Below are 20,188 nucleotides of genomic sequence, written 5' to 3'. Positions count from 1 at the left end.
CTGATGGCGCCAACTCAGGTTCCGCTTGTCGGATTCACCCCTATGGCTTCAGCACTCACCGACAAACTCTCCCGCCTGGTCAAGGAAATCCGCGGACAGGCCCGCATTACCGAGACCAATGTGTCCGACATGTTGCGCGAAGTGCGCATGGCCCTGCTCGAGGCCGATGTGGCCTTGCCGGTGGTGCGCGACTTCATTGCCCGGGTCAAGGAGAAGGCGCTGGGCCAGGAGGTGCTGGGTTCACTCACCCCGGGTCAGGCGCTGGTGGCCATCGTCAACAAGGAACTCGCCGCCACCATGGGCGACGGTGTGGCCGACATCAACCTGGCGGCCCAACCGCCAGCAGTGATCCTGATGGCGGGTCTGCAGGGTGCGGGTAAAACCACCACCACCGCCAAGCTGGCCAAACATTTGATGGAGAAGCGTGGCAAGAAGGTGCTCACCGTCTCCGGTGACGTGTACCGCCCGGCTGCGATTGAACAGCTCAAGACCGTGACCAAACAGGCCGGTGCCGAGTGGTTTGCCAGCACACCGGACCAGAAGCCGGTGGACATTGCCCTGGCCGCACTCGACTACGCCAAAAAACACTTCTTCGACGTGCTGCTGGTCGACACCGCCGGTCGCCTGGCGATTGACGAGGCCTTGATGCGCGAAATCCGTGAGTTGCACGCGGGGATCCACCCGGTGGAAACCCTGTTTGTGGTCGATGCCATGCAAGGCCAGGACGCGATCAACACCGCCAAAGCCTTCAAGGAGGCACTGCCGCTGACCGGCATCATCCTGACCAAGCTCGATGGTGATTCACGTGGTGGTGCGGCACTCTCGGTGCGCCAGATCACCGGTGCACCGATCAAGTTTGCTGGCACCAGCGAAAAACTCGACGGCCTGGAGGTGTTTGATGCAAACCGCCATGCCGGCCGTGTGCTGGGCATGGGCGACATCCTGGCGCTGGTGGAGCAGGTGACCGCCGGGGTGGACATGGCCAGCGCGCAGAAGCTGGCGGCCAAGGTCAAGAGTGGTGCCAGCTTTGACCTCAATGATTTTTTAAGCCAGATCCAGCAGATGAAACAGATGGGGGGGCTGTCCAGCCTGATGGACAAGTTGCCCACCGCGATGGCGGCCAAGGCCGGTCAGGTCGACATGGGCCGGGTCGAGAAAGACATCAAACGCAAGGAAGGCATCATCCACAGCATGACGCCGCTGGAGCGGCGCAAACCCGAGCTGATCAAAGCCACCCGCAAGCGCCGTATTGCCGCCGGTGCGGGCGTTCAGGTGCAGGAGGTCAACCGCATGCTCAAGGAGTTTGAGCAGATGCAGGACATGATGAAAAAGATGAAGGGCGGCGGCATGATGAAGATGATGAAGCGCCTGGGTGGCATGAAGGGCATGGGCGGCATGCCCAAGATGCCGTTCTGACCCTGTTGAAGGGTTTTGTGCCTCCAGCCCTGATTGAATAAGGGCTGGTTGCTATTTATTTGGAAGTCTTTTGAGCGGGTTCGGCTGCCGCTTCAGGGGGCGCGGTCGCTGGTGCCTCGACAGCGGGATCAGCCTCTGCCGCCTGCGCGGTCTCAGGTGGGATTTGCAGGATTTGTTTGATGTTCTGGCTACCGATGTAGCCCACCACCACCCACAGCGCGATCACCACCACCCAGATGATTCTGGAGCGTTTCTCCGAGGGCGTCTGACTCAGCCGCTCCTGCAGTCCCTGGGGTTTGGCTGGGGCGGGGTTGTCCTGTGCCTGCAGCGCGGCATTGCCCGCATTGATCTGGACGCGGGTGATGTGCAGGATGCGTTCCAGGCTGTCGCGCACCTCGCTGGTCAGGCGGGTCCGCATCAGGCTTTGGGCTTCTTGTCGGATGGCTTTGAAGGCGGCAAGTTGCGAGTCCGTTGGGCTCATGTCGGGGCTCCTGAGTGTCAATCGGGCGCCATTTTGACCCTGATTCTGGCCGTCGAACCTGTGCTGGATCAAGGAAAGCCGCTGCACTATTTAAGACAGTTGCCCTGGCGACAACAACCGAGTCAAACCGGCTTGTCGGACTCCAGCGGTGCCTGGTGGGTGGGTGGGCTGCCGGGCGCGCGGGCGCTGCGCTGGCTGCGTGCGGCCTGGCGTTTGGCACGATGGATGCGTTGTTCGACACGGCGGGCCGACTTCCAGCGCACATAACCGTACAGCAGCTTGGTCAGATAAGCCAGGATGTACAAGCCCACCAGCCCAATCACCCACGGGGTGATCTGGTCAATCAGTTTCTCGCGCATCATGCCCGCCAGCTCGCGGTCCATCTGCGCCTGGGCCGCGGTTCTGGGTGGCTGGAAGGCTTCGGGTGTGTCCCATTGGTTGGTCGCCTTGGGTTGGCCGCTGGCCTGGGCTGGGTCGTTCCACTGGCCTTTGTTGAGCCCAAGACTTTCTTTCACATCGTGCACGGCATCGATGGCGCCGGACTCAAGCAGTTGCTCATACACCGGTCGCACGCTCTCCTTGATGTTTTTGCGCAGCTCGTCGCCCACGGTGGGCTGTTGGGTGCTTGCCGCTGTGGCCGCGCTGGCAGCCGCTTGTGCTGGCTTGGCAGGGGAGGAGGCTGCGGCCTGGGCTGCTGTGGCCGATGAGGCTCGGCCTTGAGAGGCGGTTGCGGCTGGCTTGTCCCAGTGGATGAGCTCATCGACCGGGATCGTGTCCTGGTGCTCCAGCGTCACCAGCTTGCTGGTGTCGACCATGGCATCGGCGGGAGCTTTGCCGTCCTGCAAAACAACCGGCCCGGCACCTGCTGGCAGGCTCAGGCCACACAGGCAGGTGGTCGCCAGAACCAGCGAAGCAAGCCGAGGCAGACGGTGCGAGGTCTTAAACATGGCGCCAGGGTTTCATCAGCAAGCCAAAAGAAGGGGGGTGCCGCAAATTCTAGCGAGGGTGGCGCGCCCTGTCCTGGGCTGTGTTGCGCTGGGCTCCCTACGCCTGCACAGCCTGTTGCTCTGGGTACACAAGGACGCGGTGTGTGTTGTCCTTGGTGAATGAAAAATAGGCCACCAGCCCTTGTTGGGGTTGGGCAGGTTGCTTTAGTTTATATAGCAATCAGGCGGTCGCGGACTCGCTGGTCAACACGTCACCGCGCAGGGTGTAGGTGCGCGTTTCGGTGATGGCCACATCCACCATCTGGCCCACCAGGCGGGGTTGGCCGACAAAATTGACCACGCGGTTGCATTCTGTGCGGCCCATCAACTCACCACCGTCGCGTTTGGAGGCGCCTTCCACCAGCAGGCGTTGTGTGGTGCCGACCAGGCTGGCGCTGATGCGTGCCATGTTGTCATTGATGTTGGCCTGCACCTGTTGCAGGCGGCGCAGTTTCACGTCGTGCGGGGTGTCGTCGGCCAGGTTGGCGGCCGGTGTGCCCGGGCGTGGGCTGAAGATGAAGCTGAAACTGTTGTCAAAACCGATGTCGTCCATCAGCTTCATGAGTTTGCTGTGGTCCTCCTCGGTTTCACCCGGAAAACCGACGATGAAGTCGGAACTCAGCGCCATATTGGGCCGGATCGCGCGCAACTTGCGCACCGTGCTTTTGTACTCCATGGCGGTGTAGCCACGTTTCATCGCCATCAGGATGCGGTCCGAGCCGTGTTGCACCGGCAGGTGCAGGTGGCTGACCAGTTTGGGTAACTTGTCATAGGCGGCGATCAGCGCCGGGGTGAACTCGTTGGGGTGGCTGGTGACATAACGGATGCGCTCGATGCCGGGGATGTCAGACACGTATTCGAGCAGGGTGGCAAAGTCGGCCATCTCGCTCGTGTCGCCCATCGGCGCGCGCCAGCCGTTGACGTTCTGGCCCAGCAGGGTGATTTCCTTGACGCCCTGGTCGGCCAGGCCTGCCACTTCCACCAGCACGTCCTCAAACGGGCGGTGCACTTCCTCGCCGCGGGTGTAGGGCACCACGCAGTAGCTGCAGTATTTGGAGCAGCCTTCCATGATGCTCACAAAGGCGCTGGCACCGTCCACGCGCGCGGCGGGCATGTGGTCAAACTTCTCGATCTCAGGAAAGCTGATGTCCACCTGCGAGCGGTTCAGCCGGGCGCGCTCGTCAAGCATCTGCGGCAGGCGGTGCAGCGTTTGCGGGCCAAACACCACGTCCACATAGGGCGCGCGCGCGATGATGGCTTCGCCTTCCTGGCTGGCCACACAGCCGCCGACACCAATCAGCGCGCCTTTTTTCTTGAGGTGTTTGACCCGGCCCAGGTCAGAGAAGACCTTCTCTTGCGCCTTCTCACGCACCGAGCAGGTGTTGAACAAAATCAGGTCGGCTTCTTCGACGTTGTCGGTGGGCTCGTAACCTTGTGCGGCGCCGAGCACGTCGCTCATCTTGTCCGAGTCGTACTCGTTCATCTGGCAGCCGTAGGTTTTGATAAAGACTTTTTTGCTCATGGTTCGGGTATCCGGTAAAAACTATGTTGTTTGTAGCTATCAGCCCTTACCGCATAAGGGCTAGAGGCCAATTTGACCAATGAAATAAAAGGCCGGGCGCCACCTGCTGGCGCGGTGTGCCTGGCCCTGGGCACCGTTTGGCTACTGGCTGGCGGCTGGCTCGGGATGGCGGGCCGTGCGGTCCAGGTCCGATCCGAAGCGGATGTTGGTCAAGGTCTCCAAACCGGCACGTTTTTCTTGGGCCTCGGTCGGCGTCAGGATCCACACCTCGTGGATCAAACCCTGTGGGTCAGCCACGTAGTTCACCAGCAGCTCTTTGCCGACCAGGCTGGCCGACATCACGATCAGGTTTTTGGTGTCCTTGATGCGTGCGCCGGGCGACAGGCGTCGCGGTTTGCGGTCAAGCAGGATGTTTGGCGGCGCGGTGACCTCCAGCAAACCCCGCAATGCCTTGGGTGGGAAATCGCGCTTCGCCAGGCCCTGCGCCTCGGCCACACCGGGCAGCAGGCAGGCGGCGCCCATCAGGCACAAGGCCAGCACCAGCAAGGGGGTTTTGAACTGCAGAAGCCAGCGTTTCATGGTGTACATCCAGAGGCTGTGAAAGAAAGCCCGGATTTTAATGGGTCACTTTCCGGACCCGGCGGCAGCGCGTAACTTGTCCTTTTTGCTCGGGCGTTTGCCTTTGATGCCACCGTTGCCCGGGGCGTCGGGTGCGCTCGATTCGGGTGGGGCAATTTCTTGCGCCTCAAAGCCGGGCACACTTTCCAGCGTCACTTGCAACTGATTGCGCTTTTGGATCAGCCGCCAGTGCGCACTGGATTCGGCGCAAACAAAACTCAGCGCCAGCCCGGGCTCACCGGCGCGGCCGGTGCGGCCAATGCGGTGCGTGTAGTCCTGGGTCGAACGCGGCAGGTCATAGTTCACCACCACTGGCAGGCCCACAATGTCGAGCCCACGCGCGGCCACATCGGTGGCCACCACCACCTGCAGGCGCTCTGCCTTGAAGTCGGTCAGCACCTGGCTGCGTTTGCCCTGGCTCAGTTCACCATGGAAGGGCTCGGCGGTGAGTCCACCCTTGCGCAACTTGTCGGCCACGATCTCGGCGGCAAACTTGGTGGCGACAAACACCAGGGTGCGCTCCCATCTGTTCTGCTTGATCAGGTGGCGCAGCAGCTGGGTGCGTCTGGGTGTGTCCACACGGATGGCGCGCTGGACAATTTCCACGGGCTGTTGCTGGCTGGCATCCACCTCGACCCGCACCGCGTTGTGCAGCAGCGTGTTGGCCAGGGCTTGTACGACTGGGCTGAAGGTGGCTGAGAAAAACAGGTTTTGCCGCTGGGGTGGCAACAGCGCCAGCACCTGGGCCAGTTCCTCGGCAAAGCCCAGGTCAAGCATGCGGTCGGCCTCGTCGAGCACCAGCAGCTTGACCTGGTCGAGTTTGAGGGCGTTGTGTGCCACCAGGTCCAGCAGCCGACCCGGTGTGGCCACCACCACGTCGGTGCCGCCGCGCAGGCCCATCATTTGTGGGTTGATCGAGACACCGCCAAAAAACACCGACACCTTGACCCGCTGAGGCAAGTGCTGCGCCAGCGACTGGATCACCTCACCGACCTGGGTTGCCAGCTCCCGCGTGGGCACCATCACCAGGGCCTGTGCGGGGCGCACCCGGCTCGTGCTGGCTTGTAAACGCTGCAACAGCGGCAGGGCAAAGGCCAGGGTTTTGCCGGAGCCGGTCTGCGCCGAGCCCAGCACATCCTGCCCTGCCAGGGCGGGAGGAATCGCGCCTTGCTGGATCGGGGTCGGGCTGCTGTGGCCCAGTTGGGAAAGCGCGGCCAGCAGGGCGGGCGAAAGGCCCAGGGAGGGAAACGTCATGGTGTGCTCAAAGAGTCAAAAAGGGTGGCGGGCCGAGGGATGGCGCAGCATCAAGGGCGCAGGTGTAACACATGCAGACGGTGTTTGGGCCACCGATGTGGGGGCAAGCCGCATAATCGACCCCCTGCGAATCCTGTGAGCCTGTGGGGCTCGGGTTCAGATTGATGCAAAGGACACCGTGAAAAAAACATTCAAAATCAACATCGAAGGCAAAAACCGCGACCGTGTGCTGGACGCCACCAAACACGACATTCGCCAGTACATGAAGCGCGAGCGCAACAAGGCTTTGCCCGAGGGTGTCGATTTCTGGGACTTTGACTGCCGCTTTGGCCGCAGTGAAGAGAGTGCCGAGGCCGTGCATGTGGCCAACATCACGGCCCTGATCGACGCGGCAGCGTCAGACGGTGCAGATGCTTTTTACCTGGAGTTGCTCGCCAAACCGGGTGTGCGCAAGGCACGTGCGCCCTCTGACCAAAGCGGCGGCGAGCCGTCTTTGGACGATTGAGTCCTTGAAATAGCTGCTCAGAATTGGCGCAGACGCGTGACCCGCAGCAGCCAGCCGCCACAACCCAGCGCCAACAGGCTCAACAGCCCCAGCAACCCGGCCACGTCGGCCAGCGGTGCGCCCATCTGGTTGAGTTTGAGCGAGGCCTGAATCCCGGCGGTGCTCGGAAATAGCCAGCGCAGATGCTGCAGAAGTGGGGGCAAGGACTCACTGGGCCACGAAAAGCCCGAGACAAAAATCACCGGCAGCGCGGTGAACAACAACACCTGCAGGGCCCGCTCGCGGTTGCCAAACCACACCCCTAGCAAGGCGCCAAGGGTGCAGATGGCCGGCACATAACAGGCCAGCAGCAACAGCGCACCACCCGGGTTGCCGCCCCGTGGGAAGTCCTGCAGCCAGTAAATCCAGCCAAAGTACAGCAGCCCGTTGGCCCAGCCGATTGTGCAAAATGCGAGCAGTCGGCCCAGCCAGGTGAAGGCGTCAGCACGTTTTTGACCTGTTTCGCACCACAGGCCCACCAGCATGCCCACGCCCATCAGCAGGGTTTGTTGAAGGATCAGCAAGGCCACGGCGGGCACCACATAACTGCCATAACCCTCGGTCGGGTTGAACAAAGCCACCAGCTGGGTGCTGATCGGGTTGCGGCTGGCCTGGGCCTGCAGCTTGCCTTGCCCAGCGGCCTCCAGTTTGGCGATCTCAACTCCGGCGGACACGGTGCCAATGGCTTCTGAGAACCCGTAAGACACGGCTTTGTTGAGCAGCGCGTAGCTGCCGTTGGCTTGCACCGTGACCACGGCCGGGCTGCCACGTAACACGCTGCGTTTGAGGTCGCGCGGCAGAACAGCAAAACCTTCGATCTCACCGGCCCACAGGGCTTGTTGCGCGGCATGTTCGTCGCCTGTGATCAGGCGCACCTCAACACGTGGGCTGGCTTGGACATAACGTGTGATCTGGCGCGACAGGTTGCTGTGGTCCAGGTCCACCACCGCCACCGGCACGCGGGTCACGACCTGGGTGCCATAAGGCCAGGGGTAAAAAAAGCCATAAATCAGCGGCGCCAGGCCCAAAATCAGCACCACGCCTTTGTCACGCGCGATGGTTTGGAGTGTGGCCAGCCAGGCCTGCCACAGTCTGGACAACGCGTTCATCAGCGGCCACCCCAACGCGCTGGCTGCCGCGTTGCCCGTACCAGCAGCAGCGCCGACAAAGCCCCCAGCACAGCGGTGGCCAGCCACAGGCCGGCCAAACTCAGGCTGCTGTAGCGCAGCGGCGCGCCCATCTGCAGCTGCTCCATCTGCAGCCGGATGTAGTGGGTGTAAGGCAACATCTCAGCCCAGCCACGCGCCAGCACCGGCATCGACTGCAGCGGAAACCCGACACCACTGAAGGCAAAGGCGGGCGCGGTGATAAAGCCGGTGGCCGAAAGTGCAGTGCGTAAAGACAGCGTACCCGCCGCGACTGCTGCGCCCATCACCAGGGACAAGGCCAGCAGGCCCCACAAGCCCAACAGCACCCAGGCCAATGAGCCCGGCGGAAACCAGCCACGCCCCCAAGTCAGTCCCAACAAACTGGCCGTGCTCACCAGACCCAGGCTGAGCAAGGGCCAGGCCAGTTTGCCCAGCAGCGCGGCGCTGGCGCCTGACCAGCCCGGTGAATCACCCAGCCACTGACCCAGCGTGGCATCACGCAGCTCTCGCCCCACGGCCCAGGCACCGGCGGTCATGGCCAGGATGTGCAACAGCGCCGGGATCAGCGCGGCGGCCAGAAACTGTTCGTAGTTGAGTGAGACGTTGAACAGCGTCACCAGCTGCGTCTGGATCGGCTCCATCGCCACCCGCGTGGTCAGCGCGGGCTGGCCACGTTTGTTGCGTGCACTCATCTCGATACCGGCCGAGAGGGTGGCTACCGCGGTGCGCACATCGCGCTGGATCAGCCCCGAATGCGTGCCCAGCTGGGCGTTGTGCAAGAGGGTGACCTGCGCTGCCTGGCCGAGTTTGATTTGGCGTGAAAAGTCGGCAGGGATGCTGACCACCGCATAGACCTCGGTGCGGCGCAGCGCCTGCGTGGCTTGGGCGGTGTCGTCGTAACTGGTCACCAGCTTCAAGCCCGGTGTGGCCGATAAAAAACGGCCCAGCTGGCGCGACAGGGTCGAATGGTCCTGGTCCATCAGGCCAATCGGCAACTGTTGTGGCAGGCCAGCGGAGAATATCCAAGCCATGACCGCGCAGGCCAGCAACGGCACCCAGGAAACCATGGCCAAGTCCCAAGGGCAAGCGCGCAACCGCCTGGCCTCGCGCAGGGCGCTGCTGAGCAGGGTGCGCCAGAAGCTGGTCATGCCACGCTGCCGGGCCGTTGGTTCACTGCACCAGCACACTCATGCCGGAGCGAGCGCCTTCGATGCGTGCGAGCGGCCGGGCCTTGACCTCAAAGGTGCGGGCATCAAAACCTTGCCCGGCACGGGTGGCGCGCCAGGTGGCGAAATCGGGCAAAACAGCGGTGTAAAACACCTTGAAGCGCACCTGCCGATTGCCTAGCGCAGGCAGCACCGCGTCAAACTCGCTGCCGTTGGCAAAACGCTGCAGACGGTCTTCACGCACATTGAGCACCACCCATTGGTCGGCCAGGTCCACCACCGTGACCACCGCCACACCCTGGGCGGAGAGTTCGCCCACCTTGGCCAGTACCTTGGCCACCTCACCGGCCACCGGGCTTTTCAACGCGGTTTCGTCCTGGGCCGCTTGCACCTCGGCGACCACACCGCTGACCTGTTGCACCTGGGCCTTGGCGGCAGCCTTGTCTTCGGCCCGTGCGCCCGCGCGTGCCAGCTCGTACTGGGCTTTGGCGGCCAGCGCCTGGTCGCGTGAGGTGCTGAAGTTGGCATAAGCCTCGTCACGTTTTTGGTCCGCCACCAGACCGTCTTTGGCCAGACCGGCCACCCGTTTGTACGAGACCTCGGCCAGCTCAGCGGCTGACTGGGCGCGCTGCCACTGCAGCCGAGCCATCTCAATCTCTTGCGGGCGGGCACCGTTCTGGGCCTTGTCAGACAGGGCCTGGGCCGCCAGCTGGGCGCCGGTGGCCTGGGCCAGTTTGGCGCTTACTTCGGGGCTGTTGGTGCGCATCAGCGTGCTGCCTACCTGAACTTGGTCACCTTCCTGGACTAACACCTCGGCGATGCGGGCGGTGACCTTGGGCGCGATGTCGGTTTCATGCGCCTCCATCTGGCCCTGGAACACTTCCGGTGCGGGCTGGCTGGCTTGCCAGAAACCATAGGCCAGCAGGGCCACCACGGCAGCGGCCGCAACGCCCAGTGCCACATTTTTCACGGGTCGGCTTGTTGTCATGATCCCTCTATCCTCACATCGGCGCGGCTGGCATAACGGCTGAAGCTGTCAGACAGGCCGCAGCTCTCGAGCAAACTGGCCAGGGCCAGCACATAGTCGTAGGCCACCTGGGCGCGTTCGGTTTCCACCTTGGCCAGGTTGACGTCGGCATCCATCAGCTCCAGCACGGTGCCGGTGCCTTCGCGCAAGGCGGCGCGGCGCAGGCGCAGCACCTCTTTGGCCAGGGTCACACCGGGCTCGGTGGCCAAAAACTGGCGCCGTGTCTGTTCGAGCTGGCGCCAGTTTTTCTCGACCAGCAAGCTGATGTCGCTGCGTGCTTGTTGCTCGGTGCGCTGAGCTTGTTCAATCTGCTTGGCTGAGGCGGCGGCCAACAGGTCGCGGTCGACCGCATCAAACAGCGTCCAGCGCACCCCGACCCCGGCCACCCAATCGGCCTGGCCGGTTTGCAACTGACGTTGACCAAAGGCAAACACCTGGGGTTTGCGCAAACCTTCCTGGCCCTGGTGCAACTGCTCGGCCTGCGCCTGTTTGGCAGCCACCTTGGCCAGCCCGGGGTGGCGCGAGAGCGCCTCCGACAAAAAATGGGCCAGCGGCTCCACCGGCTGGGTCAACACAAACAGCGGAGTGGCCGGTGTCACCAGCGCCTCCATCTGCAGGGTGCGTGCCAGCGCCACGGCAGCCAGTTCGGCATCACTGCGGGCTTTCTGGGCCTGGCGCCGGGCTTCTTCGAGCGCGACCTGTGCTTGCAGCCGTTCGACCCGCGAGATCACGCCTGAGGCCAGCATCTTGGCGGTCGCCGCATCGTGTTGACTGATGTCATCCAGCGCCGCCTGGCGCAAACCAGCGGCCCGGGCGCTGAGCTGGGCACCAAAATAACGCTGCACCAGTTGGGTCATCAGCGCCTGGCCGGTTTTGTCGGCATCGGCACGGGCTTCATCGCCTTGGGCCTGCACAAAACCACGCACCGCGTCGGTCACACCACCGGTGTAGATCGGCCAGACGAAGGAGATGTTTTTGGTGGTGCCGGTGTCCGATCGGTTGTAGCTGTAGCTCGACGGCAACTGCGGCAGGCTGATGCCGATGGCGTGCAGTGATGGGGGCAGCTGCTGGCCGATCTGGGACAGGCTTTTGTTGACCGTGTCCAGATTCACATCCAGGTTCAGGTTGTAGGCGTACGCAGCGGCGCTCAGCTGCACCACCGGCCCACCCAGGCCCTGGAGGCCTTGGGACTGCAGGGCTTTGCTGTCCACCCCGGCTTGGGCCGCAGCCAGCTGGTCAGAGCCGGCTTGAAGACGATCCCAGGCCGACTCAAACGTCAGCGAAGGCGACTGCGCCTGGGCACACAGCGTGGTGAACAGACCCGCAAACAACAGACCAAGGTGGGGTTTCATGGATCAGTTTTGGCTTGGTTGCTGCGGTGGTGGTTTGGCCACAAGGGTATCAGAGCCGCAGGCCCCGCAAGAGCGGGTGGGCGATTGGTTTCACCGCTTTAATGGCCTGGCACATGTTGCCGCCATTCACCGGTGCGGATCAGGCGCTCGATCTCGCGCGCGGCGCGCGCCTGCAGGTATTTCCAGGTGCCGGGTTGTTCGGTCGGGATGGTCTGGCAGGCTTCACAGTGCAGCGCCACCGATTGCGACTGGTTGCCAGCTCGTCCGCCCAGTTCTTCGTAGACCAGCAGGGCGTTGCAGTTGGGGCAGTAGGGTTTCAAGGCCATGGGCAGGTCTGCCGGGCTGTTCCAACGCCAGACCGAGCCCAGATAACTCAGCTGCTTGAACAGGCGTCGGCTGCTTTTCCGGTACTGCAGGTAACGCCAGCCCAGGAACAACACGGCCAGCACCGACGGGATGCTGACCAGGTAGGCCACCCAGTTGGGCCACTGTGAAGGGGTTCTGAGGTGTTGCCACAGCGGCTCGATGGTGGGTTGGGCCAAGGCCCAGACCGGCACAAGCTCCTGCCTGAACCATGCGGCCGCCCCCACAGCAGCCAGCAGAACAACGCCCAACCAGCCGCTGGCACCTATCCTTTTTTTCCGATCAGACAAACCCAATACCTCCGATGTAGAGCAACGCCATGGACTGGGCGTAAGACAACAAAAAACCCGCCAGGCTGGAGAGCGTGCGGGTTTTTGAGGTTTCCTGAAAAATCTTGGTGGTGATAGGTGGATTTGAACCACCGACATCAGCATTATGAATGCTGCGCTCTAACCAGCTGAGCTATATCACCAACGAGGCAAGATTATAGCGGGAAGAAATGGCCTTTTGGCAAACTGGGTTGTCCGTTATTGGTGACTGAAGTTGGCTTTGCGTTTGTTGACGAAGGCGTCCATGCCTTCTTTCTGGTCGGCCGTGGCAAACAAGGCGTGGAACAGGCGGCGCTCAAACATCACACCATCACTCAAGCTACCTTCAAACGCGCGGTTGACCGACTCCTTGGCCGCCATGACCGCGATCTGCGAGAACTCGCTGATCATCAGGGCCGCGCCCAGGGCCTCGTCCATCAGCTTGTCCAGCGGCACCACACGGCTGACCAGCCCGGCGCGTTCGGCCTCGACCGCATCCATCATGCGGCCGGTCAGCGCCATGTCCATGGCTTTGGCCTTGCCCACTGCACGCGGCAAGCGTTGTGTGCCACCGGCGCCGGGGATGATGCCGAGTTTGATCTCGGGCTGGCCAAATTTGGCGTTGTCGGCGGCGATGATGAAGTCACACATCATCGCCAGTTCACAACCGCCGCCCAGCGCAAAACCGCTCACTGCGGCAATCACCGGTTTGCGCACGCTGCGGATTTGTTCCCAGTTGCGGGTGATGAAGTCGCCCTTGTAGGCGTCGGCAAAGCTGTAGCTGGCCATGGCGCCGATGTCGGCACCGGCGGCAAAGGCTTTTTCGCTGCCGGTGAGGATCGTGCAGGCAATGGCGCTGTCCGCGTCAAAGGCCTGCAACGCCGTGCCCAGCTCGCTCATCAGCTGGTCGTTGAGCGCATTGAGCTGTTTGGGCCGGTTCAGGGTGATGATGCCAACCTTGCCCGCTTCCACACGCACGGTGATCAGTTCGTAGCTCATGCCGACTCCTTGGTGAATACAAACACTTGAATAAGAAAATGGCCTGTAGCCCTTATTCCAAAAGGGCTGATAGCTATTGTTTTTGTGTTTCCAGCCAGGCCTCCAGCTGTTGGCTCGGGCTGGCCGAGAGTTTGACCTGGGTGACGCCTTTGGTCAAACGGACTGGCAAGTGCATCAGGCGTTGGTCACGCGCGACCAGGGCCTGAAATGGATGGGTGAGGTCTACGTACAGCGGCAGTTCATCCAGTTTGTTGAGGCGCCAGCCGCCAGCCGTTTGACCTTTGCCCGCTGCGGGCAACACCGCCAGCCATTCGTCACCCGCCGCAAACCCGGCCGTCTCGGCGGCGCTGCCACGTAACACGGTCTTGATACGGATGCCGCCTGACTCGGTGAGCTTGAGGCCCAACTGATCGGCCAGGCTCGCAGCCTCTTCCAGATAGTCCACCCCCTGCGCACGCAGCAGGGCCTGCAGCGGCAGCTCGGCCGTGCTGTGCACCCAGGCTGCCAGGCGTTCGGCGTAGGACTCGCCCGAGAGTTCCTGTAACACGGCCAGCACGTCGGCCTCGGTCATCGGGCCGCCTTGGCAGCGTTGCCACAGGGTCCGCATCACCGCGTCCAGGTTGGTTTTGCCGCCCTGGCGCAGGCTCATGTCCAGGCACAGTGCCACCAGCGCGCCCTTGGTGTAATAACTGATGGTGGCGTTGGGGCTGTTTTCGTCCTGCCGGTAGTATTTGACCCAGGCGTCAAAACTGGCCTGCGCCACTGTTTGCACCAGGCGCCCCGGGCTTTGTTGCACGACATTGATGTTTTTGCACAGCAGCGCCAGGTAGGTGGCGTTGTCGATCAGCCCGGCGCGGCGCAGCAGCAGGTCGTCGTAATAACTCGTGAAGCCTTCAAAAAACCACAACAGCTCGGTGTAGTTCTCGCGTCCATAGTCATAACGGGTCAACTCTGCCGGGCGCAGGCGCTTGACGTTCCAGGTGTGAAAGTACTCGTGGCAAATCAGGCCCAGCAGGTTGGTGTAGCCGTCCGTGGCGCTCAAGTTGCGGCTTTGCCCAATGCGTGGCAGATCAGAGCGTTTGCAGATCAGCGCGGTGCTGTGGCGGTGCTCCAGCCCGCCATAACTGTTGTCCACCGCGTTGAGCATGAAGACATACCGGTCGTGCGGTGGGCGGTTTTTGGTGCTGCGTGGCTTGCCTTTGCTTGGTTTGCCGTGCCAGAAGGTCATTTCGGCTTCACAAATGGCCTGGGTGTCAGCCAGCAGGCGTGCGCCGTCAAAACTGGCGCAGGCACCGGCCACCACAAAACGGTGTTCCACCCCGCCGGCGCTGAAGCTGCCGCTCCAGAAGGCGCCCAGCTCCACCGGTGAATCGACCAGTTCGTCGTAGTTCTCGGCCAGGTAGCTGCCAAAACCTTTGGGTGTGGTTTTTTCTGGCCGCAACGCGGTGGCCACCTGCCAGTCAGCGGGCAGACCGTCTTTGGACAGGGTTAGTTGCTGAGGCTGGTCTTCCTGGCCATGCACCCGCAGGCACAGGCTGGTGCCGTTGAAGAAACCACGTTGGGCGTCCAGCCAGGCGGTGCGCACCGAGTTGTCAAAGGCATACACTTGGTAGTTCAGGCTCAGTGGTTTGCCGGCCTGGCAATCGATTTGCCAGCTGTTTTTGTCGAGCTGGGTGATGGCCACGGCCTTTTTACCCTGGCGGGCGCTCAAATTCTGCAGGTGTTTGGCAAATTCGCGCACCAGGTAACTGCCGGCAATCCATACCGGCAGGCTCACCACCTGTTGGGCGGCCGGGCTAGGGATGTTCAGGGTGATGTCAAACAGGTGGGCGTGTAAGTCGTGTGCGCTGATCTGGTAGTGGATGGCTTGCATGGGTTGTCTCTGTTAGCTGCCTGCCTGGTCGAGTTGTTTTTCCACCTGGTCTGGGCCAATCGCGCCCGGCACCCGGGTGCCGTCGGCAAAAATCAGGGTGGGGGTGCCGTTGATCTTGTGTTTTTTACCCAGTTGCACATTGCGGTCCACCGCAGTGCTGTCACATTTGGCGCTGCTGGGCTCCACCCCTTTGAGCATCCAGTCGCTCCAGCTTTTGGCTTTGTCTTTGGCACACCAGATGGTTTTGCTCTTGTCGACCGAGTTCGGCCCCAGCACCGGGTAGAGGAACATGTAGACCGTCACATTGTTGATCTGTTGCAGGCCTTCCTCGAACCGTTTGCAGTAGCCGCAGTTGGGGTCCTCAAACACCGCCAGCTTGCGTTTGCCGTTGCCTCGCACGATGGTGAAGGCGTCCTTGAACGGCAGGCTGTCGAACTGGATGGCGCTGAGTTTGTCCACCCGCTCCTCGGTCAGGTTGCGGCGCTGTTTGGTGTCGATCAGGTTGCCCTGGATCAGGAAGTCGCCTTGGGCGTCGGTGTACAGGATGTCGGTGCCGTTGATGCGCAGCTCGTAGACACCGGCGATGGGTGTTTTGCTGACTTCATCAATCTTGCCGAGTTGGGGCACACGCTCACCCAGGTTTTTGCGGATGGCCGCCTCTTGCGCCAAGGCGCTGGTGAGGGTGCAGGTGGCCAGCAGCGCGGCGCAGGTGATCAGGTGAGAGAGTCGTTTCATTGTGGTTCCGGTAGAGATTTTCAAAGGCCCATGGCGTAACGCGCCGCCCATTGTTTGGCCTGGCCGCTGCGCTCAAAACCGTTCATGCCCCAGTTGCGCAGGGCCTGCCAGTTGGGGCTGTTCCGGGAAAACAGACGCTGCAGGCCGTCCATGGCCAGTGCGGTGGTGCCCACCTCGGCACGGCGAGCCCGCTCGTACTGGCGCAGCAGCTTGGGGTCGTTGACCGGGCGCCAGTAGGCGCGGCCTTGCAGAATGCGCGCCAGTTCGGCCGCGTCACCCAGACCCAGGTTGAGCCCTTGCCCGGCCAGCGGGTGCACCGCGTGAGCAGCATCACCGGCCAGCGCCCAGGCCTGGCCGTCGACCGTGTGGCCGATCCAGCGGCTGGCTTGTGCGGCCTGCAAGGGCCAGGCCACGCGCTGGCTGGCCAGTTTCAACTGGCCCAGACAGTGCTGGCTGACTTGCCCCAGCTCGGCACAAAAGTCATCGTCGCTGGCTGCCATCAGGGCCTCCACCCGGTTCTCCTGCACCGACCAGACGATTCCCACGCTGTGGCCCTGTTCACCCCCGAGTGGCAAAAAGGCCAGGATCTCGCCTTGCGTGAACCACTGGCGTGCGGTCTGGCCGTGGGCCTGTTCGGTGCTCAGGCGCGTCGCAATCGCACGCTGGCTGTAGCGTGTTGTCTCAAACGCCACACCCAGCTCGGCCCGGGTGGCGCTGTTTTTGCCTTCACACACCACCATCAGGCTGGCGGGTGCCGGGCTGTCCAGCAGCTCGATCTGCGGCTGAAAACGCACCGCCTCGGCCAGCCGGGCCTCCAGCAGCGGCACATCCACAATCCAGGTCAGGGCGGGGACATCCAGCGCTGGTGCCGAGAAGTTGACCTCACCGCCATCGTCACCCAACACCTGCATGTGGGTGACGGCGGTGGCGTGTTGCGCGTCTGGCCAGCAGCGCACCGACTCCAGCAGCGCCCTGGACTTGGCGTTCAAGGCGTAGGCGCGCACATCCGCAGCGCTGGCTGCGGGCTGGGCCGGTGGCTTGGCCACCAGGGCCACCTTCAGGCGCTCACGTGCCAGCAACAGGGCCAGGGTGTGGCCCACAATGCCGCCGCCCCGGATGCAGATGTCATATTGGTGTTTCATGGCGGATGATTGTAGAAGTGCCCCGGCGGCCTCATGGATAATCCAGGGTTTAGCCAGTCTGGCCGCTTGCGCCAGTGTGGCCCTGCGCCAGAGCGCCCCCAACTCGTTAGGATTTTTATGAAATGTGGCATCGTGGGCTTGCCCAACGTCGGTAAATCGACCCTGTTCAACGCACTCACCAAGGCAGGCATTGCTGCGGAAAACTACCCGTTTTGCACCATTGAGCCCAATGTAGGCATTGTGGAAGTGCCGGACGCGCGGCTGGACGCCTTGTCCGCCATCGTGAACCCGCAAAAAGTGCAGCGCGCCATCGTCGAGTTTGTGGACATTGCGGGCCTTGTGGCTGGCGCCAGCACCGGCGAGGGTCTGGGCAACAAGTTTCTGGCCCACATCCGCGAGACCGATGCCACCATCAACGTGGTGCGCTGTTTTGAGGACGACAACGTGGTGCACGTGTCCGGCAAGGTGGACCCGATCTCCGACATCGAGGTGATCCAGACCGAGTTGTGCCTGGCCGACCTGGCCGCCGTTGAAAAAGCCCTGCACCGTGTCACCAAGCTGGCACGCTCGGGGGACAAAGAGTCGGCCAAACTTGTGGCGATTCTTGAAAAGTGCCAAGTGGCGCTCAACGAGGCCAAGCCGGTGCGCACACTCGACTTCAGCAAGGAAGAATTGCCGCTGCTCAAGCAGTTTTTCCTGATCACCGCCAAGCCCGCGATGTTTGTCGCCAATGTGGCCGAAGACGGCTTCACCAACAACCCGTTGCTGGACCGGCTGACCGCCTACGCCCACGCACAGAACGCCCCAGTGGTGGCAATCAGCGCCAAGCTGGAGGCCGAAATGGCCGAGATGAGTGACGAGGACCGCCAGATGTTCCTGGAAGAGCTCGGCCTGCACGAGCCGGGTCTGAACCGCCTGATCCGCTCGGCCTACGACCTGCTGGGCCTGCAAACTTACTTCACCGCCGGTGTCAAGGAAGTGCGCGCCTGGACCATCCACAAGGGCGACACCGGGCCGCAAGCCGCCGGTGTGATCCACACCGACTTCGAGAAGGGCTACATCCGTGCCCAGACCATCGCTTATGAAGACTTCATCGCTTTCAAAGGTGAACAAGGCGCCAAGGATGCCGGCAAGATGCGCGCCGAAGGCAAGGACTATGTCGTCAAGGATGGCGACGTGATGAACTTCTTGTTCAGTTCCTGATATCTTTATCAGCCAAATCGGCCTCTGGCCCTTTATCGATAAGGGCTGGAAGCTATCAGGTGTGTAGCGGTATGTGATGGTGGCTCAGCCGCCAAACGCACCCACCAGCACCGCCGTCATCGTCAGGTAGCGGGCAAACTTGCCAATCGCCATGTAGACCAGGCAGGGCCAGAACGGCAGTTTGAGCCAGCCCGCCACCGCGCACAGAGGGTCACCAACCACCGGCAGCCAGGCCAGCAGGCAGGCTTTGGGGCCAAGTTTTTCGAGCCAAGCCAGCGCCCGCAGGTGGTGGGGTGAATGCTGGTAACGGTCCACCACCTTGTGTGAGGCCAGGCCCATCCACCAAGTTAACGCGCCACCCAGGGTGTTGCCCAGTGTGGCCACCCCGATGGCCGACCAGAACAGATGCGGGTTGAGCTGAACCAGGCCAAACACCGCTGGCTCGGAGCCCATGGGCAGCAATGTGGCCGACACAAAGGCCACCACAAACACACTGCTCAGGCCGTACTGTGGCAGGGCAAGCCAGCTGAGAAGGGGGTCGATCCAGGCGTCCATGGGTGGCCGAGTATAGGAAGGCCCGGATTGGCCTTGGCCGGTATGGGTTTGCGCCCTGGCGCGCTGCCTGGTGTTTGGGTGCCGCTTTTTTAAGCAGCTAGAATGCCTGTCCATCCCGGCAAGTACCTGCGCCCAGCCCCACGCTGGTTGACATGTCTTGCCGGTCAATCATTGGCGTTTCCCCAGTTTTTCTTTTTTTGCCAGCATGAACATCGGCCCTTATTTGCTGCCCAATGCTTATTTTGTGGCGCCCATGGCAGGCGTTACCGATCGCCCGTTTCGCCAGCTGTGCAAACGCCTGGGCGCGGGGTACGCGGTGAGCGAAATGGTCACCAGCCGCCCCGATTTGTTGGCTTCTGCCAAGACCAGCCGCCGTGTCAACCACGCCGGTGAAACCGGGCTGATCGCGGTGCAGATTGCGGGCACCGAGCCCGCCATGATGGCCGATGCCGCGCGTTACAACATCGACCACGGCGCCCAGGTGATCGACATCAACATGGGCTGCCCGGCCAAAAAGGTGTGCAACAAATGGGCCGGTTCGGCCCTGATGCAAGACGAGCCCCTGGCCCTGCAGATTGTGGAGGCGGTGGCGCAGGCCTGTGCCCCGCTGGGGGTGCCGGTCACCCTCAAGATGCGCACCGGCTGGGACCAGGCGCACAAAAACGCGGTGCCATTGGCACGTGCCTTTGAGCAGGCCGGGGTGCAGATGCTCACCGTGCACGGCCGCACCCGCGAGCAGGGTTACAAAGGCCAGGCCGAATACGCCACCATTGCCGAGGTCAAGTCCGCCGTGTCGATCCCGGTGGTGGCCAATGGTGACATCGACAGCCCGCACAAAGCGCGCGCTGTGCTGGATGCCACCGGCGCCGATGCGATCATGATTGGCCGCGCCGCGCAGGGCAGGCCGTGGATCTTCCGCGAGATCGCCCACTTTCTGGGCACCGGCACGCTGCTGGCCCCGCCTCTGGTGGGCGAGGTCAAGCACCTGATGCTGGACCACCTGCAAGACCATTACAGCCTGTATGGCGAGTACCTGGGCGTGCGCACCGCGCGCAAACACATCGGCTGGTATGTCAAGGCGCTGCCCGGTGGCGATGTGTTTTGTGCCCACATGAACACCTTGGATGACGGCGCCCAGCAGCTGGCCGCCGTTGCCTACTTTTTTGATGCGCTGCACGAGCGCATGGACCGGCTGCCCGCGCGCGCCACCCCCGAAGGAAACCGTTTGAATCTGGAGAAGACACCATGAAACCCATGCACATCGCCGAATGTGTGCGCAGCAACGTCGAAGGCTACCTGTGTGATCTGGGCGGCAGCGAGCCCGACGGCATGTACGACATGCTGATCAGTGTGGTCGAGAAACCGCTGTTGGAGGTGGTGATGCAACGCGCCGACAACAACCAGTCCAAAGCAGCCCAGTGGCTGGGTCTTAACCGCAACACCTTGCGTAAAAAACTGCTCGAACACAAACTCATCGATTGATAGCTGCCAGCCCT

At 62.5% G+C, this 20,188-nt stretch carries 20 protein-coding genes and 1 tRNA gene; 5 read left to right on the top strand and 16 right to left on the bottom strand.

Annotation, left to right across the window (positions count from 1 at the left end):
* Positions 1 to 42 precede the first annotated feature (42 nt).
* Complete coding sequence (ffh, locus tag RF819_RS19880; protein ID WP_078366555.1) at positions 43 to 1,416, top strand: signal recognition particle protein; 1,374 nt, start codon at positions 43 to 45, stop codon at positions 1,414 to 1,416.
* A gap of 55 nt (positions 1,417 to 1,471) precedes the next feature.
* Here ffh and RF819_RS19875 read toward each other — a convergent pair whose 3' ends face one another.
* The 5 genes from RF819_RS19875 to RF819_RS19855 all read right to left on the bottom strand — a co-directional run bounded on the left by RF819_RS19875 (position 1,472) and on the right by RF819_RS19855 (position 6,277).
* Complete coding sequence (locus RF819_RS19875) at positions 1,472 to 1,897, bottom strand: hypothetical protein (RefSeq protein ID WP_078366554.1); 426 nt, start codon at positions 1,895 to 1,897, stop codon at positions 1,472 to 1,474.
* Positions 1,898 to 2,019: 122 nt separating this feature from the next.
* Positions 2,020 to 2,844, bottom strand: coding sequence for a hypothetical protein (locus tag RF819_RS19870; protein ID WP_078366553.1), 825 nt, complete (start codon positions 2,842 to 2,844; stop codon positions 2,020 to 2,022).
* Between the two features lie 220 nt (positions 2,845 to 3,064).
* The gene (miaB, locus tag RF819_RS19865) at positions 3,065 to 4,405 is read right to left on the bottom strand and encodes a tRNA (N6-isopentenyl adenosine(37)-C2)-methylthiotransferase MiaB (protein ID WP_078366552.1); all 1,341 of its coding nucleotides are present in this window, start codon (positions 4,403 to 4,405) and stop codon (positions 3,065 to 3,067) included.
* Positions 4,406 to 4,546: 141 nt separating this feature from the next.
* Positions 4,547 to 4,984 carry a hypothetical protein gene (locus RF819_RS19860; protein ID WP_242472691.1) on the bottom strand — a complete coding sequence of 146 codons (438 nt, stop codon included), beginning with the start codon at positions 4,982 to 4,984 and terminating at the stop codon, positions 4,547 to 4,549.
* 45 nt (positions 4,985 to 5,029) lie between these two features.
* Entirely contained in the window at positions 5,030 to 6,277 is a 1,248-nt protein-coding gene (locus RF819_RS19855) for a DEAD/DEAH box helicase (RefSeq protein ID WP_078366551.1), read from the bottom strand.
* 178 nt (positions 6,278 to 6,455) lie between these two features.
* Here RF819_RS19855 and RF819_RS19850 point away from each other — a divergent pair, with 178 nt between their 5' ends.
* Positions 6,456 to 6,782, top strand: coding sequence for a DUF6172 family protein (locus tag RF819_RS19850; RefSeq protein ID WP_078366550.1), 327 nt, complete (start codon positions 6,456 to 6,458; stop codon positions 6,780 to 6,782).
* Positions 6,783 to 6,799: 17 nt separating this feature from the next.
* Here RF819_RS19850 and RF819_RS19845 read toward each other — a convergent pair whose 3' ends face one another.
* From RF819_RS19845 to RF819_RS19800, 10 genes are all read right to left on the bottom strand, one after another.
* Positions 6,800 to 7,930 carry an ABC transporter permease gene (locus RF819_RS19845; protein WP_078366549.1) on the bottom strand — a complete coding sequence of 377 codons (1,131 nt, stop codon included), beginning with the start codon at positions 7,928 to 7,930 and terminating at the stop codon, positions 6,800 to 6,802.
* Complete coding sequence (locus RF819_RS19840; RefSeq protein WP_078366548.1) at positions 7,930 to 9,117, bottom strand: ABC transporter permease; 1,188 nt, start codon at positions 9,115 to 9,117, stop codon at positions 7,930 to 7,932. Before RF819_RS19840 ends, RF819_RS19845 begins: the two co-directional genes overlap by 1 nt.
* A 22-nt stretch (positions 9,118 to 9,139) precedes the next feature.
* Positions 9,140 to 10,123 carry an HlyD family secretion protein gene (locus RF819_RS19835; protein WP_078366547.1) on the bottom strand — a complete coding sequence of 328 codons (984 nt, stop codon included), beginning with the start codon at positions 10,121 to 10,123 and terminating at the stop codon, positions 9,140 to 9,142.
* Positions 10,120 to 11,514 (bottom strand): TolC family protein, encoded by a 1,395-nt coding sequence (locus tag RF819_RS19830; RefSeq protein ID WP_078366546.1) that lies wholly within the window; start codon positions 11,512 to 11,514, stop codon positions 10,120 to 10,122. The genes RF819_RS19835 and RF819_RS19830 overlap by 4 nt, the downstream gene beginning before the upstream one ends.
* Before the next feature lie 98 nt (positions 11,515 to 11,612).
* Complete coding sequence (locus tag RF819_RS19825; protein ID WP_078366545.1) at positions 11,613 to 12,128, bottom strand: hypothetical protein; 516 nt, start codon at positions 12,126 to 12,128, stop codon at positions 11,613 to 11,615.
* 144 nt (positions 12,129 to 12,272) lie between these two features.
* Positions 12,273 to 12,349, bottom strand: a tRNA-Met gene (locus RF819_RS19820).
* A gap of 55 nt (positions 12,350 to 12,404) precedes the next feature.
* A complete protein-coding gene (locus tag RF819_RS19815; RefSeq protein WP_078366544.1) occupies positions 12,405 to 13,184 on the bottom strand; it encodes an enoyl-CoA hydratase in 780 nt (259 codons plus the stop codon).
* 73 nt (positions 13,185 to 13,257) lie between these two features.
* Positions 13,258 to 15,057, bottom strand: a complete 1,800-nt coding sequence (locus RF819_RS19810) for a M61 family metallopeptidase (protein ID WP_078366543.1) — start codon at positions 15,055 to 15,057, stop codon at positions 13,258 to 13,260.
* Positions 15,058 to 15,069: 12 nt separating this feature from the next.
* The gene (locus tag RF819_RS19805; RefSeq protein ID WP_078366542.1) at positions 15,070 to 15,792 is read right to left on the bottom strand and encodes a DsbC family protein; all 723 of its coding nucleotides are present in this window, start codon (positions 15,790 to 15,792) and stop codon (positions 15,070 to 15,072) included.
* A gap of 20 nt (positions 15,793 to 15,812) precedes the next feature.
* A complete protein-coding gene (locus RF819_RS19800; protein ID WP_078366541.1) occupies positions 15,813 to 16,934 on the bottom strand; it encodes an FAD-dependent monooxygenase in 1,122 nt (373 codons plus the stop codon).
* Between the two features lie 111 nt (positions 16,935 to 17,045).
* On the opposite strand from RF819_RS19800, the gene ychF reads away from it, so the two are divergent.
* Positions 17,046 to 18,137 (top strand): redox-regulated ATPase YchF, encoded by a 1,092-nt coding sequence (gene ychF, locus RF819_RS19795; protein WP_078367086.1) that lies wholly within the window; start codon positions 17,046 to 17,048, stop codon positions 18,135 to 18,137.
* An 84-nt stretch (positions 18,138 to 18,221) separates the two neighbouring features.
* Here the strand turns inward: ychF and RF819_RS19790 are convergent, their stop codons facing one another.
* Positions 18,222 to 18,692 carry a YqaA family protein gene (locus tag RF819_RS19790; protein ID WP_078366540.1) on the bottom strand — a complete coding sequence of 157 codons (471 nt, stop codon included), beginning with the start codon at positions 18,690 to 18,692 and terminating at the stop codon, positions 18,222 to 18,224.
* A 205-nt stretch (positions 18,693 to 18,897) separates the two neighbouring features.
* Between RF819_RS19790 and dusB the strand changes: the two genes are divergently transcribed.
* Positions 18,898 to 19,941 carry a tRNA dihydrouridine synthase DusB gene (gene dusB, locus RF819_RS19785; RefSeq protein WP_078366539.1) on the top strand — a complete coding sequence of 348 codons (1,044 nt, stop codon included), beginning with the start codon at positions 18,898 to 18,900 and terminating at the stop codon, positions 19,939 to 19,941.
* Entirely contained in the window at positions 19,938 to 20,174 is a 237-nt protein-coding gene (locus RF819_RS19780; protein WP_078366538.1) for a helix-turn-helix domain-containing protein, read from the top strand. The genes dusB and RF819_RS19780 overlap by 4 nt, the downstream gene beginning before the upstream one ends.
* Positions 20,175 to 20,188: the final 14 nt, after the last annotated feature.

The sequence above is a fragment of the Rhodoferax fermentans genome (assembly GCF_002017865.1).
In the GTDB taxonomy this organism is placed as follows: domain Bacteria; phylum Pseudomonadota; class Gammaproteobacteria; order Burkholderiales; family Burkholderiaceae_C; genus Rhodoferax; species Rhodoferax fermentans.
Note: the sequence above shows the minus strand (reverse complement) of the source record. Positions and strands in the feature narration are given on the sequence as shown.